Annotated in this window: 15 protein-coding genes and 1 pseudogene; all 16 read right to left on the bottom strand. The window is 41.3% G+C overall.

Annotation, left to right across the window (positions count from 1 at the left end):
- Position 1: 1 nt before the first annotated feature.
- The 16 genes and pseudogenes from I872_RS02345 to I872_RS02270 all read right to left on the bottom strand — a co-directional run bounded on the left by I872_RS02345 (position 2) and on the right by I872_RS02270 (position 16,956).
- Positions 2 to 1,231 (bottom strand): hypothetical protein, encoded by a 1,230-nt coding sequence (locus I872_RS02345; RefSeq protein ID WP_015604554.1) that lies wholly within the window; start codon positions 1,229 to 1,231, stop codon positions 2 to 4.
- A gap of 13 nt (positions 1,232 to 1,244) precedes the next feature.
- Positions 1,245 to 1,718, bottom strand: a complete 474-nt coding sequence (locus I872_RS02340; RefSeq protein ID WP_015604553.1) for a restriction endonuclease subunit S — start codon at positions 1,716 to 1,718, stop codon at positions 1,245 to 1,247.
- Between the two features lie 104 nt (positions 1,719 to 1,822).
- Entirely contained in the window at positions 1,823 to 2,944 is a 1,122-nt protein-coding gene (locus I872_RS02335; protein WP_015604552.1) for a restriction endonuclease subunit S, read from the bottom strand.
- Positions 2,944 to 3,948 carry a virulence RhuM family protein gene (locus tag I872_RS02330; RefSeq protein ID WP_015604551.1) on the bottom strand — a complete coding sequence of 335 codons (1,005 nt, stop codon included), beginning with the start codon at positions 3,946 to 3,948 and terminating at the stop codon, positions 2,944 to 2,946. The genes I872_RS02335 and I872_RS02330 overlap by 1 nt, the downstream gene beginning before the upstream one ends.
- Positions 3,938 to 5,517, bottom strand: a pseudogene (locus I872_RS02325) (type I restriction-modification system subunit M). Before I872_RS02325 ends, I872_RS02330 begins: the two are co-directional and overlap by 11 nt.
- Positions 5,518 to 5,598: 81 nt before the next feature.
- A complete protein-coding gene (gene cvfB, locus I872_RS02320) occupies positions 5,599 to 6,453 on the bottom strand; it encodes an RNA-binding virulence regulatory protein CvfB (protein ID WP_015604550.1) in 855 nt (284 codons plus the stop codon).
- A 99-nt stretch (positions 6,454 to 6,552) separates the two neighbouring features.
- Complete coding sequence (gene frr / locus I872_RS02315; RefSeq protein ID WP_015604549.1) at positions 6,553 to 7,110, bottom strand: ribosome recycling factor; 558 nt, start codon at positions 7,108 to 7,110, stop codon at positions 6,553 to 6,555.
- A gap of 19 nt (positions 7,111 to 7,129) precedes the next feature.
- Positions 7,130 to 7,855 (bottom strand): UMP kinase, encoded by a 726-nt coding sequence (pyrH, locus tag I872_RS02310; RefSeq protein ID WP_005589574.1) that lies wholly within the window; start codon positions 7,853 to 7,855, stop codon positions 7,130 to 7,132.
- A 129-nt stretch (positions 7,856 to 7,984) separates the two neighbouring features.
- The gene (locus I872_RS02305) at positions 7,985 to 9,202 is read right to left on the bottom strand and encodes an ABC transporter permease (RefSeq protein WP_015604548.1); all 1,218 of its coding nucleotides are present in this window, start codon (positions 9,200 to 9,202) and stop codon (positions 7,985 to 7,987) included.
- On the bottom strand, positions 9,199 to 10,092 hold the full coding sequence (locus tag I872_RS02300) for an ABC transporter ATP-binding protein (RefSeq protein WP_015604547.1): 894 nt from the start codon (positions 10,090 to 10,092) through the stop codon (positions 9,199 to 9,201). The genes I872_RS02305 and I872_RS02300 overlap by 4 nt, the downstream gene beginning before the upstream one ends.
- 179 nt (positions 10,093 to 10,271) lie before the next feature.
- Positions 10,272 to 11,183, bottom strand: a complete 912-nt coding sequence (locus tag I872_RS02295) for a magnesium transporter CorA family protein (protein WP_015604546.1) — start codon at positions 11,181 to 11,183, stop codon at positions 10,272 to 10,274.
- Between the two features lie 288 nt (positions 11,184 to 11,471).
- On the bottom strand, positions 11,472 to 13,016 hold the full coding sequence (locus I872_RS02290) for a peptide chain release factor 3 (protein ID WP_015604545.1): 1,545 nt from the start codon (positions 13,014 to 13,016) through the stop codon (positions 11,472 to 11,474).
- Positions 13,017 to 13,309: 293 nt separating this feature from the next.
- Positions 13,310 to 13,990: a YwaF family protein gene (locus tag I872_RS02285; RefSeq protein WP_015604544.1), complete on the bottom strand. Its 681-nt coding sequence runs from the start codon at positions 13,988 to 13,990 to the stop codon at positions 13,310 to 13,312.
- 108 nt (positions 13,991 to 14,098) lie between these two features.
- Positions 14,099 to 14,743 (bottom strand): YwaF family protein, encoded by a 645-nt coding sequence (locus tag I872_RS02280; RefSeq protein ID WP_051089037.1) that lies wholly within the window; start codon positions 14,741 to 14,743, stop codon positions 14,099 to 14,101.
- 241 nt (positions 14,744 to 14,984) lie between these two features.
- The gene (locus I872_RS02275) at positions 14,985 to 15,596 is read right to left on the bottom strand and encodes an NUDIX hydrolase N-terminal domain-containing protein (protein ID WP_015604542.1); all 612 of its coding nucleotides are present in this window, start codon (positions 15,594 to 15,596) and stop codon (positions 14,985 to 14,987) included.
- Positions 15,583 to 16,956 carry a UDP-N-acetylmuramoyl-tripeptide--D-alanyl-D-alanine ligase gene (locus I872_RS02270; protein WP_015604541.1) on the bottom strand — a complete coding sequence of 458 codons (1,374 nt, stop codon included), beginning with the start codon at positions 16,954 to 16,956 and terminating at the stop codon, positions 15,583 to 15,585. The genes I872_RS02275 and I872_RS02270 overlap by 14 nt, the downstream gene beginning before the upstream one ends.
- Positions 16,957 to 16,959: the final 3 nt, after the last annotated feature.

The raw sequence follows: 16,959 nt of genomic DNA, 5'->3' as shown, positions 1-16,959 counted from the left end.
GTTATTCTTCCTCTAATTGCTTAAATTGATATTTTTTCTCAAAACTATTAAACAACTCTATCAATGTATTTTGGTCTCGGCTTTGTAATTCTCTGTATTCTAACTCCGACTGGCGATTATGTGTAAATAAATCGATCCTTTGAGCATATAACTCTATATTTTCTGAAGTAATTTCATCGCCAGCTACTTTTAAGCCTAATAAAACTTCTTCCCATCTACCGTAACCTAGGAAAGTAGCTGTTTTCTCCGCTAAATTTCTGAATAAAGCATAATGGAATTTTTCAACTCGTCCACTGTCTACAGCTTTACGTAACTCTTCTCTTACCTTTAGGTGGTATCCGAAGGGAGAATCTTTCTCAACGTCAGTTAAAATATATCTGACTTTGTCCTCTTTATCAACTTCTTTTTTCATAACATAAAAGGACTTTTTTTTATTTGGTATTTTTCTGTCAAATCGTATTTCATTGTACAAAACATTATAAAAAAGTGGTTGGTGAGAAGTAATGATAAACTTTAAATCAGTGCGTTTAGATTTGGAAATAATTTCCTTTAAAAAAATAGCGGAATCAATAGTATTGTTATCATCTAACGAAGAAATTGGATCGTCAATATAAATATACTTAAAGGCCTGAAAATCAGAGTCAATATCTGGATCGCTTAACTCTTCAATAATAAGTTCCAAAAGAGTTAGGAATATAGACCAAACAAATATCCTCTCCTCACCTCTAGAAATTTTGACTGTATCACCATCTAAAGTAAAGCGAATTCCCTTAAAATCACTCACCAATATTGGAACACGCTGGTCTCCAATAATATCAAAAATCGGGAATCCAGAACTATCATTAGCCTGTCTCTCAATATCCTCAAAACTTGGAACTATGAGGTTATGGACATACTTCTGAAAGTTGAGAATAACTTGTCCAAATTGTTGCTGTTCTTCTAAAAACTTACCAAAAAAAGTACGCTTATCATATTTGAGGTAACGATCTTCATCATTCTCTAAATCATTTTCCCAAGTAAAAAGATCTTCTGTGAAAGCGTTAAAATAAAGTATTTTCTTTACTTTTGACTCTTCATCATTTTCCGAGATATTTAATTTATCCTTTAAAATTGTAGATAGCCTTGTTTTCCCTGTAGCATTAAAAGCATAAATTAAATGCACCTTCTTATCACTTGAGATCAGTTCGTCTGCAACATCTTCCAAGGTATTAAATACTTTATCATCCGTCATAATTCACTTTTCCTTATTCATTAAAATTGAGTAATTGATTTCTCCAGTATTCATACTGTTTCTGTCTCTGCTCTATCTCTTTAGGAAGACCTTCTGAAATAGAAGTGGTTAAGGTGTTGAAATTGTCAAGAATGGAGACAATTCCTTCTTGTTCAGTAAGGGATGGTAAATAAAAAGTAACTTTATCAATAGCATCCTTAGATAATCTAGGAATACTAGCCTTTCGAACTTGTGATTTGAGTCTATCTTGCTTACTTAACAAGACATAATACATAAATTTATCAGAAATATCTTCTGATGTCTCTAATGTATAAACATCATCTGCCGCCCAAAAGTCTGTATCACTATATCCGATTTCACCAGCCGCTCCAGCACAAATCACAAAGCTGGTTTCTTTTACCCTGTTTGATTCTTCAAAATATCCTAAAGGTGCCAAGCTGTTTTGATAAACTGGAAAACTTCCTGTAGTAGCTAATTGTTGTCTCACAAGACGTTTCCCGCGTTGTAAATTGACAACTTGTCCCAACTTCACTCGAATTGGACCAAATACCCACTGTAAAAGTTTGATAATAGCGGAGTTGTCCCACTCCTCTACTCTACTCTACTCTCAGTGTACTCGCCTTCGGCGGTGAATGTCAAGAGTTTTTCTCTAAAATATTCATACTGTTTTTGACGAAGTTCAATCTCCTTAGGGAGTCCGATGTTCAAGTCATGACAAACCGTATCAAAGTTGTCTAAAACTTCAACAATGCGGGATTGGATTTCGAGAGAGGGAACTGGGATCTTAATTTTATCAAGAATAGCTTGAGTTAAACTAGGCCTTGTTGGATTAGTTGACATTTCTTCTAAATTAACAGTCGTTAAATAATAATAAAAATACTTTGGAATAATCTTAGTTTCATCAATTTCTGTATAGTAGATTGTATCTACGTTCCAAAAAGCTTTTTCTAAATAGAATAAATTAGAAATAGAACCTTTCCTAGGAATCAATACAGTTGGTTTGTCATAAGAATAATCCGCAACAAACTCTCCCATTTCTCCACCACTGCCGTATACTGGTATTTCACCAATTGGGAGATTTTTCCAATCCTTCCCATTTTTCAATGTAGCAACATCTTTAAGTACTTTCCACTCAACCTGATAAACTTCATTCTCAAATGATAAGAGTTTATCTCGATAATAAGAATATTGCTTTTTACGTAAGGTCAATTCTGAGGTCAATTCTGTAACATAATCAGTGAATTTGTCAAGTGTTTGCACGATTTTTTCTTGAAGTTCTAGAGGGGGAATTGGAATAAGAAACTTTGAATAAGTTCCAATCCATTGTCTACCATGTTGATCTGGTTTATAAGTTATTGTACCCAAATAATGCCATACATAGCGTAATAAAACTTCGTTTTCAAATTCATCTTTTATCGTTAACATTTTCATTGCTGATGATTTTACTTTAAATTTAAAATCTACCCATTGTTTTGATGTAGTAAAATCATCAAAAATGATAACAGGATTGTTTTCGCTAGCATGATAAATACCGTCTTTTTCATTTGTATAGCCTAAAATAAATGATTGTCCCGCAGTTAAAACAGGAATTTCATTACTGTCAGTATAAGCTTTACTTGATACAATATATTTGGTTGGTTGCTCATAATCTACTACTTCCCCCAACTCTTTCCACTCAACGGGACAGTTTTGGATTTCTTCTAGGTTATTCATCACTTACCTCCTTCCTTGGCTAGATTTTCAATGCTTTTAATTTCCTTGAGGTAATCTTTTTCAACTTGACTGAGGGTCTTGGCTTGGTAGCTCTTATACTCCTTATCCACCTTATGCTCCATCTGTTCTCGAGAGATTATCCCACTATTGTCCAGCAAGTCTTCTCCAGTAGCTAGAAGGATTCGATCTACGTGTGTCACCCAGTCAGCCATGGTCATGACCTCTTCTCGCTCTGCCTGTCTTTCAGCAAAATCTAGATATCCTGATACAAGCTGATTAAGACCACGGAGTTCCTTTTCTGTCAGATAGTTCTTGGCTACTTTTGCTTCAGATAAAGTAGGGAGGTCTCCCTTAAAAGTGGTCAAGCCCATAAACTCCTTTTCGCTATCGACACGGTTATAGATGAGTTCACTAGCAGTATTGTGGTGAATGGCATAGTGCATCTTGTTTTGAACCGTCGCAAAAAATTTCTTTGCCTCTGGTGTATTTGCATTGTAATCACTTGATGTCGCAAAAAGATCCAAAACCTGACGGTAAAAGACTTTTTCGCTCGAGCGAATGTCTCGGATTCTTTCCAGGAGTTCTTTAAAGTAAGAGCCCCCACCCAAGTTTTTCAAGCGCTCATCATCCATCGCAAAGCCCTTTATCAGATACTCTTTCAAGACTGTCGAAGCATAGTGCCTGAACTGGATTCCACGAGGGGAGCGCACACGGTAGCCAATCGCCAAAATCATATCGAGATTGTAGTAGGCGACTTTTTTTGACTGAGTTTTACCAGCCATTGCACCATGTCGAGTGGTTGTCAACTGATAGTTGACAACCACTGTTTCATCCAACTCACCATCTTCAAATATTGCCTTGATATGTTTACTAATGTTTTGCTTGGAAGTTTGAAAGAGCTTAGCTAGTTCTTGTTGGGTCAGCCAGACCGTTCCGTTATCCAAGTGAAGCTCAATAACGGACTCTCCGTCATCTGTTCTATAGAGAATCACATCATTTACCATGGCTCAGTTCCTCTACAATCTTATCTATCTCTGCACGCAAGTGGTCAATCTTTGTCACAGTCTCAGCGATTTCTTTATTGAGCACATCAATATCAATCTTCTCACGTGTATCTTCTTGTTCGACATAGGTTGACACAGATAGATTGTAATCTTGCTCAGAGCCAATCTCCTCATTATCAACAAGAGTTGCTTTATAGTCCACACTTTGATAATTAGTGAACAATTCAACAATATGCTCGATATTGCTATCTGTCAAAACATTGTTATTGGTCTCTTTTTTGAATTCTTTACTCGCATCAATAAAGAGTGTTTTATTTTCAAGTTTATTCTTCGCCAGAACTAAAATCGTAGTTGCAATAGAAGTTCCAAAAAAGAGATTATCTGGAAGCGCAATGACGGCTTCAACAAAGTTGTTATCTACTAGATACTGACGAATGGTCTTTTCAGCACCTCCACGATAGAGAATGCCCGGGAAACAAACAATAGCTGCTCGACCTTTATTAGACAGGTGGTTTAGACTATGCATGATAAAGGCAAAGTCAGCTTTTGACTTAGGAGCTAGTTTCCCTGCTGGCGCAAAGCGGTCATCGTTTATCAGAGTTGGATCTCCATCTCCCACCCATTTGACAGAGTAAGGAGGGTTAGAGACGATGGCGTCAAAAGGCTTTTCTTCTAAATGCTGAGGATTTAAAAGGGTATCTCCTCGCTTAATATCAAAGTTATTGTAGTTGATATTGTGCAAGAACATATTCATACGAGCCAAGTTGTAGTTGGTCATATTGATTTCCTGACCAAAGAAACCATCCTCTAGGATATGATCTTCATATTGTTTTTTCATTTGAAGGAGGAGCGATCCCGAACCACATGTTGGGTCATAAACCTTGTTGATCTTGTCCTTACCAACCATAACCAAACGAGCAAGTAATTTAGAAACTGTCTGGGGAGTGAAAAATTCTCCACCACTTTTACCAGCATTACTCGCATAGTTGGAAATCAAGAACTCATAGGCATCCCCAAAAGCATCAATATCATTGTCCTCAAAGTTACCAAGAGGGATATCATTAATACCTGTTAGTATATCCGATAGGCGTTTATTTTTTTCTGGAACAGTTCCACCAAGGATGTTGCTTCGTGTATCCAAGTTATCAAACAAACCTTTGATATCATCCTCTGATTTGAACCAATTGCTGACTTCTCAATAGCTTAGGAAAATATTGGCCAATTCTTCGTTTAAATTTTTCATTTTGTTGAAGCGTTCTTAACCACATTTTCAAATAGTTGACTAGGAAGGATAAAGAAACCTTTTTCTTCAACTGTTCCAGGACGGAAATCTTCTTCTGCTTCTTCGTCCGTCAGGTTAGCATAACGAAATTCTAAATCACCTGCTTCATGCTCTGCCTTATCAAAATAAGCTGACATATTTTCTGAAATAAAGCGATAAAAGAGAATTCCAAGTACATATTGTTTAAAATCCCAGCCGTCAACTGCTCCCCGCACATTGTCAGCTATAGACCAGATTTTCCTATGTAAGTCTGCTCGCTGACTAGCTTCCCTATTATGCGTTACCATACTTATCCCTTCGTTTTCATATTATTATCTATTGTAAAAACATCAAATACTTTTTAAAGATTGATACAAGAATTGTCTTTATTAAACCAACTCCGTTCCAGTCGGATCTTGCTTGATTTTCCCAGCTTTCATAAGACCGCCCAGGGCTTTTTTAAACTGGCCTTTGGAAATGCCAAAAGTGGCCTTGATGTCGTCTGGTGAAGATTTATCGTTCAAAGTCATGAAGCCGCCATTGCTCTCTAGATAGGTCAGAATCATCTGGGCATCGTTTTCCAGCATTTCAAAGGAGCGAGGCTTGAGGGAGAGATTAAGGGTGCGGTCTACTTCACGGAAGCCAATTACTCGTGCATCCAAGACCTGCCCCAGACGTGGCTCTGCATAGCGCTCACTCGGATGAATGAAGCCCAGCATATTATTCTCTGGCAGATAGACAAAGGTGCCAGAAAGCTTGAGCCGATAAACGATGGCCGGCCAGTTTTGGTTCTGCATATTATTGTAGGCAGGGCGAGCCAAGCGCTGGAAGTCCTCTTGATAAGCCAGTTGACCCCAGATGCGGTCTTTCTTGTCCACATCCAGACGAATATAGAGGCGGTCGCCCTTCTTAGGCCAAAGTTCCTTGATTTCTGGCAAGATGTCTAGTGACACCACGATTTGCTTATCTGGCAAACCGGTATCGACAAAGACGCCCAGATCCTTGCGAACCTCCGTCACTGTTCCCCAACCAAACTGTTCTTGGGTCGCTGTGACTTCAAGAGTCGTTAGGCGAAGCTTCTGCTTCATATCGCTGTAAGCAAAGCCCTTGACAGATTGACCGAGCTCATGCGGTCCCTCTTCCTTAGAAAGCGCATAAGTCTGTCCGTCCTTCTGAACAAAGTAAAACCGATCGTTTTCATCTGTGATAATCCCCACGATGAAGCTAGCAAGATTTGTATTCATATAGTCCTATTTCTACCTTGCTTCTTCAAACCGCAAGGATTTTAATGTTAAAACAACTCAGTCAGCCAAAGCCAACTGAGTTTTGATTCTGCTAAAATATTAAACTTCTAGAAGTTCTTTTTCCTTATTCGCTGTCATATCATCGATATGTTTGACAGCATCATCAGTGACTTTTTGGATATCTTTTTCAAGAACCTTCAATTCATCTTCAGTGATTTCTTTGGCTTTCTCCTGCTTCTTAGCTTCGTCCATCGCATCACGGCGGATGTTACGGATCGCAATCTTAGCATTTTCACCGACTTTTTTCACTTCCTTAGCCAAGTCACGGCGAGTTTCCTCAGTCAAGGCTGGAATAACCAAACGAATGACAGAGCCGTCGCTAGATGGTGTGATACCTAAGTCAGATGCATTGATCGCACGCTCGATATCCTTGATAGAAGACTTATCAAAAGGCGTCACCAAAAGCACACGCGCTTCTGGAATCGTAATAGAAGAAAGCTGGTTAAGCGGTGTTTCTACTCCGTAGTATTCCACATGGATGCGATCCAAAAGGCTAGCATTGGCGCGACCTGCACGGATGCTACCAAATTCACGCGCCAGACTTTGGTGCGACTGGGTCATTCTTTCTTTTGCTTTTTCTATAATTGCATTTGCCATTTTCTTTTCTCCCTGATTTTTATAAATTATTTGAAACAGTTGTCCCGATTTGCTCGCCAAAGACCACTCGTTTGATATTGCCCGGTTCATTCATATTGAAGACGACTAGGTCAATGTCATTGTCCATAGAAAGGGTAGAAGCAGTCGAGTCCATGATGCGCAAGCCTTTGTTGATAACGTCACGGTGGGTCAATTCATCAAACTTCACAGCCGTTTTATCCTTGTTTGGATCGGCATTGTAGACTCCATCTACACCATTTTTAGCCATGAGGATAGCATCTGCCTCGATTTCCGCAGCCCGCAAGGCAGCTGTCGTATCTGTTGAAAAATATGGTGAACCAATACCAGCACCGAAAATAACAATCCGACCTTTTTCCAAATGACGAAGAGCACGTCCACGAATATAAGGTTCAGCTACCTGCTGCATGGCAATTGCTGTCTGAACGCGGGTGTCAACGCCCACTTGTTGCAAAGAATCTGCCATTACAAGTGCATTCATGACTGTTCCCAACATGCCAGTATAGTCCGCTTGAACACGATCCATGCCTGCTTCTGCTGCTGGCTCGCCTCGCCAAAGATTACCGCCACCGATAACCAAAGCAATTTGAATGCCCAGTTCATGGACTTCCTTGATTTCTTCAGCCATCTTTTGGACAGTGGCAATATTGATACCCACACCTTTTTCGCCAGCCAAAGCTTCTCCAGATAGTTTAATCAAAATACGCTTATATTTAGGTTCTACCATTTTTCCACTCCTTGTTTTATCTGTACTATTTTACCATAAATTCCACTTTTTACCTAGCCCTATTATTCAAAATATTAAATTAAAATACAAAAAGAAAACTTCACCAGATGACTCCAGTGAAGTTGTGATTTATTTATATTTTAAAGCCCGTTTGAAGGTCTTCCAAGCTCCCAAATCATCCGTCTGCAGGACAAGGCTGGAGTATATCCGCGCGATGAAAACTGTCATCATAACCGCAAAAGCAACTGTAATGCTTAGAGAAATCCAAGCTTCCAAGCTTGTCGCATAACCATTGATAGCTCGGAAAGGCATGAAAAAGGTTGAGATGAAAGGAAGATAAGAACCAACCTTCAAAATCAAATTATCGCCTGCTGCCCCCAAAGCTGAAACTCCCATGAAGCCGACTAAAATGAGCATGATAACTGGCGAAAGGACTTTTCCTGTATCTTCTGGTCGAGCCACCATGGAGCCAAGAAAGGCCGACAAAACGACATACATAAAGATGCTGACAGCTACAAAAGCTAGGGTATTCAAAGACACAGCTTCTCCGATATACTGCTGAATGGCCGGATTGCTCTTCAAGACTTGAGATACAAGTGGAATCCTGTCCGCAAAGAGAAAGGCAGCCAGTCCACCAAGCACATAAATACCCAGATGGCTAAGAATCACTGCAAAAATCCCAATCATACGGGCATAGAAATAATCGGTCGCCTTAATGCTGGAGAAGATAACTTCCATTAATTTTTGTGTCCCTTTTTCACTGGCCACATCTTGGGCAGTAATGCTGGCATAAGTAATCAAAATCATATAGAGTAGGAAGCCCAGTCCTATTGCAGCAAAGGTCTGAACCATCTTCTTGCTTTCTTTGTTTTCATCAATTTTTTCTTCAAACTGGACTGTCCGCGCAAGAATCTGACTCTGCTCATCTGATAAATGGGCCTGAGCCAAGTTTAAAGCCTGCTGGACCTGAATAAGAGAATTGGACAAAGCCATTTTCGTTGCAGCGTTCATGCTGGTTTCTGCATAGTAGGTAGCAGAGAGCTGTCCGTCTTTTTCCTCAACCGTCAGATAGCCTGCGATTTTCTTATCTTTTACAGCCTGCTTGGCTGCTGCTTCATCTTTGTACTGAAAGCTCAGCTGATCTTCAGCTCTTAATACTTCTCGGACAGAATCAAGCTGGGTCAGCACTGCTACTTTTTTTGAAGAGGCCATCGAGCTTCCTTGCAGATAGCCAATTCCCAAACTCAACCCAAGAAAGAGAAAAGGAGACAAGACCATAAAGACAAAACTCCAAGACTTGACATGACGCAGGTAGGTTTCTTTGATTACGATTAACATTTGTTTCATACTTCCACCCCTGATTCTAATTTGAAAATTTCATCAATTGTTGGTGCCTGCTGGTCGAAAGTTGCCACATAGCTTCCCTGCGTCAAGCGCTCAAACAATTCAGGACCAGCTGTTTCGTCATCCAAAATCAATTTCCAGATTCCTTGCTTGGTCTGCGTCGCCTTGACAACATGGTGCAGGGCTTCTAATTCAGCCTGGGATAGGTCACTTGAAACGAAAAGACGAGTCTTGCCATATTGGTTGCGGACTGCCTGTACATCGCCATTGAAGACCACTTGCCCGTCACGAATCATCAGGACATCATCGCACAGCTCTTCCACATTTGTCATGACATGATCCGAGAAGATAATCGTCGCTCCGCGCTTCTTCTCCTCAACAATCACTTCCTTCAGAATTTCAGTATTGACAGGATCCAGACCGCTGAAAGGCTCATCTAAGATAATCAAGTCTGGCTCATGCAAGAGCGTGATAATCAGCTGAACCTTTTGCTGGTTCCCCTTGGACAAACTCTTGATTTTGTCGGTTAATTTGCCCTTGACCTGAAGCTTTTCCATCCACTGGGGCAGTTTTTCTTTGACAACAGCTGTCGGCACACCCTTTAGATTTGCCAGATAGCGCACTTGCTCAAAGACCGTCAGCTTGGGCATCAGGCTTCTTTCCTCAGGCAGATAGCCAATCCTACTATAGGTCTCCTGCTTGATAGCCTGCCCTTCGAAACGAATCTCTCCACTATAGTCTAGGAAGCGCAAAATACTGTGAAAAATCGTTGTTTTCCCAGCACCGTTTTTCCCAATCAAACCAAGGATATGCCCTGGCTGGGCTTCAAAATCAATACCGAACAACACTTGCTTTTGCCCAAAACTTTTTTCTAGTTTTTCTACATGCAGCATATGAAACCTCCTACTATGATACTAAGATTATTATACTACTTTGAAAGCAGTTTTTCATCTTTTTGTCCTACTATACAAGAAATTTTCTCTCTATTTTTCATAAATAGAATATGAAATTCACTCCAGCTAGCACCAAAAAAAAATGAGGCTCGAAAACCTCATTCGTTTAATGTATTTTTTCATCGCTCTTTATTGACCACCCAGTTGAGAAGCTTGGTCAGAAGAACCCAAAGAACAATACTGATGGTGACAATGTAAAGCCAAGCATTCTTGTCCGTTGCCCAAGGCAGGGGGACATTCATACCAAAGAAGCCGGTGATAACGGCTAGAACTGCCAGAAGAACCGAAATAATGGTCAAAACAGTCAAATTATCATTCAGATTGTTGTTCAGGATGTTATTGTAGGAGCCCGAAAGCTGGCTAAGAACCTGAGCAATCAAATCCGTCATTGAAACCAGCTGACGTGCCTCAATCATGGCATCTTCAAACTGCTCGGTTTCTAGTTCATCAAAGCCACGATAGACAGCATGTCTCTTGATGTGCTCCAGCAGTATAGTATTTTGCTTGGATGCCGCCACCAGATAGACCATGGAGGTTTCCAAGTCGGAGAGGGCAAACAAGTGCTTTTTAGTCGTTTTCTGACGCAAAAGTCGGTTAATCTCATCCTTGCGCTTGTCCATCTGCTCAATGACTGGATAGTAGGAATTGGAAATCAACTCCAGACTGGCAAAAAGAAACTTATAGACCGACACAGGCTCATGATTCTCCGTATAGGCTTTCATTATATCAACCACATAGGCATTGTCTTGATTGCTGATCGTGATGAGACGATCCTGTTGTACCACGAAAGTCATCGGAATGGTCTCATAGTAGTCCTTCTCTGTCGCTAAATTCAGGACATTATAGATGAAAAGAACTGTTCCATTCTCACGATTGTAGTCCATGTGAGCCCGCTCGTTTTTATCCAGCGCATACTCGATGGTTTCCAGGTCGATATTGTAATCCTGATAAATTTGTCCATTCTTTTTAACATCATCTGAGTCAATGTTGATCCAGACAGATTGGTCTTTTAGTTTTCTTTCCAGAAACATAGAACTCCTTTCTGGGATCTAGAATGATTGTCTAATAGCTCACGCCTAGTGTCCACACTTAGCCTCATAGCCAAAGCTCCTATATCCTGACAATAACCAAGCAAATCGATATTATTTTCTAAACATAAGTGTAAGGCAGGTAGCTAGGCCTCTCACTACCCGTTACGACGGAAAGTTTTACGAATCGATAATATTCGTAAAACTTTACTAGTGGAGCGCCTAGCCAAGTTCCATAGAAACTTGGCGTTAGTTACTTAGATTGTTACACAATCAAGTAACTTTGGCGATCTACATCTTCTCTTCTAACTTCACATCTGGATACTTGTCCGCAAACCAACGCAGGGCAAAGTCGTTTTCAAAGAGGAAAACAGGTTGGTCGAAACGATCTTTGGCCAAGATATTGCGGCTTGACGACATACGCTCGTCTAGGTCCTCTGGCGAAATCCAGCGAACCGTCTTTTTACCCATCGGAGTCATAACCACTTCAGCGTTGTATTCGCCTTCCATCCGATGCTTGAAGACTTCAAACTGGAGTTGGCCGACAGCGCCTAGCATGTACTCGCCTGTTTGGTAATTCTTATAAAGCTGGACGGCTCCTTCTTGTACCAACTGTTCCATTCCCTTGTGGAAAGATTTTTGCTTCATGACATTCTTGGCAGAAACTTTCATGAAAATTTCAGGAGTAAAGGTTGGCAGGGGTTCAAATTCAAACTTATTCTTACCCACAGTCAAAGTGTCTCCAACCTGGTAAGTACCTGTATCGTAAACCCCGATGATATCTCCAGCTACGGCATTGGTGACATTCTCACGACTTTCGGCCATAAACTGAGTGACATTAGACAGCTTGGCACCCTTACCAGTACGAGGTAGGTTGACACTCATGCCTCGCTCAAATTCACCCGATACAATACGGACAAAGGCGATGCGGTCACGGTGGCGAGGGTCCATGTTGGCTTGGATTTTAAAGACAAATCCTGAGAAATCCTTATCGTAAGGATCCACAATTTCTCCGTCTGTTTTCTTATGTCCATGTGGCTCTGGGGCAAACTTGAGGAAAGTTTCGAGGAAGGTCTGCACTCCAAAGTTGGTCAGGGCTGAACCAAAGAATACCGGAGTCAAATCACCTGCAAGAATAGCTTCCTCTGAGAACTCATTCCCTGCTTCATTTAGAAGCTCGATATCATCCTTGACTTGCTCATAGAAAGGATTGTTCGCAAAAAGTTTGTCCCCATCTTCCAGACTAGCAAAACGCTCATCCCCTTTATAGAGCTCCAAGCGTTGGTTATAGAGGTCATATAAGCCCTCAAAGGCTTTCCCCATCCCGATTGGCCAGTTCATTGGGTAGCTAGCAATACCTAGGACTTCTTCCAACTCTTGCAAGAGATCCAGTGGCTCACGACCGTCACGGTCCAGCTTGTTCATAAAGGTAAAGACTGGAATCCCACGGTGTTTGACAACTTCAAACAATTTCTTGGTTTGGGCCTCGATACCCTTGGCAGAGTCCACCACCATGACCGCAGCATCCACCGCCATCAAGGTCCGATAGGTATCTTCTGAGAAGTCCTCGTGCCCTGGTGTGTCTAGGATATTGACGCGTTTTCCGTCGTAGTCAAACTGCATAACAGATGAAGTGACCGAAATCCCACGTTGTTTCTCGATATCCATCCAGTCAGACTTGGCAAAGTTACCAGTCTTTTTTCCCTTGACTGTACCAGCCTCACGAATCTCGCCTCCAAAGTAGAGCAACTGCTCAGTAATAGTTGTTTTCCCCGCGTCCGGGTGGGAAATGATGGCAAAGGTACGGCGTTTCTTAATTTCTTCTTGAATAGTCATATCTTCTCTTTCTTTTCTTTTTGGATAATGGTGAATGTCAGTATTTTTTATTTTACATTGGAATATTCTAATCCTTTCAACCTACCTATTATAGCGGATTTAGCGCTTTTTTTCAATTATATAAGAAAGATAAAAATCGCTCTTCCCAGCGATTCTATTCTTTATATTTGGCTAACTTGCCTTAAAATCTGACAATGACACTGCTAAAGAGAAAAATTGCAAAGATTAAGATTAAAATCAGATTTAAGAAAAGTCCTGCCAAATAAACTTGACAGGAGCTGTAACATTCAATATTAAACAATTTCCAGCTGTTTTTTCCACCGTTTCTTAAATACTTCATCAAAAAGAAGCAAGGTAGCGGACAAAATAATCGACACAGCTAGATATTTTACTAAAAGATTCTGCTGACTGATAAAAGGCGGGCTTTTTAGCAGACCGTAATTCCCACCCGTCACTTGATTGACGCCGACAAGAAAGGCATCGAGCACAAAAGTATAGAGGACAATCGTGTATTTCTTGAGCTGGGTCTTATCGTAGTGATTCATCAGATAAATCAGGGAATTGACTAACAGTGCATAGTGACCAATCAGGAAAGAGAAACTGGTAATATGCGGAAAATCATAAGGATCAAAGACTGGATAGCCGAGGGCAAAGACTGCTCCGCTGGCCCCTAGAAGAGCAAAATACTGCTTGCTGGGCCATTTATCTGGCAGAAAGACTACCGCAAACATGGCCAAACGGCAATGGTATAGAGGCAGACTATTTGCCAGAGGAAGCTGAAAACCCACATACCAACTATAAAGAATTGCCAGTTGGCACAACTGAAGAATTTTCATGCTTTTAATAAAGCTAGGATTCTTATGGTATTTTATCGATGCGTAGACAGACAGCAAAAGCAATGCCATCATCAAAGAGTAGGCCAAAGCTGAAACAAAGGGTGGTTCAGTTTGGTTGGTAGTCAAAAAATGATGCATCCAGTTTCCTTTCTACTTTTAAAACCTGTGTAATCTAGCTCCTAGGAAACTATGGAGACTAGCCAGCATTTTTCTAGTTGCTATAGAAATCAGCTTCTCTTTCTATCCTTATTGGATCAATCGCTCTGCCTGTCTTTCCTTCATTTCTTTGAACAAGTAAGAAAATAGAAGCAAGGCCGTCGCTAAGACCATCGACACAATCAGATAGTTACCAAGCATACCATGATCCCCCACCAGAGGCGGATCCTTTAAGAAACCGTAGTTTCCTCCAAATACAATATTTCCAAGCAGGATGAGGAAGTCTAAGCCAAAGGTGATTTCTACGATACGGCGATAGGACAGATTGAGTCTATCATAATGCTTCATCAGGTAAATAATCGAATTGCCTAACAGGGCCAAATGACCGATGAAAAATGAAAATAGCGTGATATGCGGAAATGGATAGGGGTCCAAAATCGGATAGACAATGGCGCAAATCGGTCCAAATACACCTAATAAGGCGAAATATTGCTTATAAGCTACTTTATCTGGCAGCAGCAAGACAGCAAACATAGCGACTCGGCAATGGTACAAGGGGAGACTCTCCGACAAAGGCTCCTGAATAGCCAAGTACCAGCCATACAAAGAGACTAATTGCACGATTTGGGCTACTCTAAAAAAAGTCTGCACTTTTTTTTGCTCAAAATAACGACTAGCAACATAGATAACGGACACTAGGCTCATCATGAGCAGAACATAAGCAAAAGGCGTCATCACAGGCGGTTCTGTTTTGTGACTAGTAAAAAATCTAGTAAATTCATCTTTCAAATTTTCATCCTAATACATAATTTTTAAGGACACTAGGCTTGCTGTTCCTAGCAAAGTCCTTAATTTCTTTTCAAAAAGTTTTTCAACTTTCTAGAGGTAATAGCTTCTGGCCCTTATAACTCTGGACAGATTGAGCTAGATTATCTGGTCTATTGGATATAAGCATCCAATCAGCATCAACTTCAATCTAGTCTATATATTGTTCTTGCTGATTCTGATAAATATCCCAGAGAAGCTGCATCTGCTCTTTTGTTATCCTTTTCTCGGATAGAAGAGGCAAATCCTGTGGGTCAAAGAAACTCAGCTCAGCGATTTCTAAATTGGGCTGAAAATCTCCCTCTTTCAGCTGACATTCAAACACGAGCTTGACGTACTGCTTACTCTGTGGCTGAAATTTATTGCTATCAAAGACAGACAGCAAGCGTACTACGCTAGCTTGAAATCCAGTTTCTTCCTGAATTTCTTTTACAATATTTTCTTTGGGAGATAAGCCTACTTCGCAGAAACCACCCGGCAGAGCCCATGTCTCCTCTTGCTGTCCTCGTACTAGACAAATCTTGCCCTGCTGAACGATAAAAGCTCGGACATCGACCAAAGGAGTCGCATAAAAATCTGTCGGCCGGAGCAAGTCAGACAGCTCATCCGGTTCCAGATGGCTGGTCTCGCTGAGCAACTGATTCAGATTGTCTCTGATATCCGCATAGCGTTCTCGATCAAAGTCACTGGCTGCAAAAGACAAACCTGTATCCGTTATAGCCAGCAGTCGTTGCAAAATTAAAGCTGTATCACTTGTCCCCATGCTCCAAGGCCTCCACTAGTTTATCCAATTTCATCGAATTACTGCCCTTGAGCAAGATTTGGTCAGCTGATTGCAACCAAGTCTTAACGGTCTTGATCAAATCTTCAAACTGATCCTTGTCAGCACTTTTGACAAAATAATGCACCCGATTTGGTGGGTAGATTTCCCGAGCATAGATGTAGAGGGCTTCCATATCCTCTCCATAGAGAAAAAGATCGGTGATAATCTCTGGATTAAGACTGGTAATCATGGCTCCGTGCATCAGCTTGGAGTCAGCTCCCAGCTCCTTCATATCGGCTAATACTGCAGCCTTCCGGCCGCCCTGACTAGCTGGAATCGCTGAAAACGTCTCAAGAATCAAGCGCATGGCTGTTGGATTAGCATTGTAGACATCTGACAGGATATCGGCCCCATTCGCCGCCTTCTTCCACTCGGTTCGATTGCGGGTCAATTCCAGCTGGGCAAAAGCCTGACGAATCGCCGACTCACTGACACCCTCTTGCAAGGCAACGTAAGAGGCGATCATGGCGTTGGTCGCATTGTATTTGCCAGTCACGGGCAAGTCAATCGCCTGCTCCAGAAAATTCGCTTCAAAGGTCAAACTATCCTTGCGCTCTTCTAGACGAGTCAGACAAATATCTGCATCGGGACCAAAGCGAACTACTTTTTGCTGGTCTGGCAGAAAATCATTGACGATCTTATCAGCCGGAGCCAAGAGCAGGCCACCTTTCTTCATGCCATCCGCAATCTGCATCTTGCCTTTAGCAATCTCTGTACGGCTTCCGAAAAATTCTAAGTGAGCTTCGCCAATCAAGGTCACAATGCCCGTTTTAGGCTTGGCAATTTCAGACAGAAGATGGATATCCCCCAAGTGATCCTGCCCCATTTCCAAAACTAGCTTTTCTGTGTCATCTGGCATGTGGAGCACCGTGTAGGGCAGACCGATTTCATTATTATAGTTTCCTTGAGTTTTATAGGTTTTGTAGCTAGTAGCCAATAGCTGAGCCAGCATATCCTTGGTTGTAGTCTTTCCATTGGAGCCTGTCACAGCGAGCACATCCACACCTGTCTTTTCCAGATAGTATTGAGCCAAAGCTTGAAAGGCCGCTAGCACATCATCGACCAAGACATAGGGTCCTTCTGCTATTGGACGCTCAGACAAGGTAGCCGCAGCACCCTGAGCGAAGGCTGTCGCGATAAAGTCATGGCCGTCACGAGCTCCCTTGAGCGGGATAAAAAGATCCCCCGCCTCAATCAAACGGCTGTCAAATTCAGCATTTCTAAAAGTCACATTTTCAAACTGACTGACATCATTTTTGGCAGCCAAGACTTTTGCTATTTCATATAAATCTAATTTCATATT

The organism is Streptococcus cristatus AS 1.3089 (genome assembly GCF_000385925.1).
GTDB classification, from domain to species: domain Bacteria; phylum Bacillota; class Bacilli; order Lactobacillales; family Streptococcaceae; genus Streptococcus; species Streptococcus cristatus_B.
This window is presented reverse-complemented; position numbering and strand designations above follow the sequence as displayed.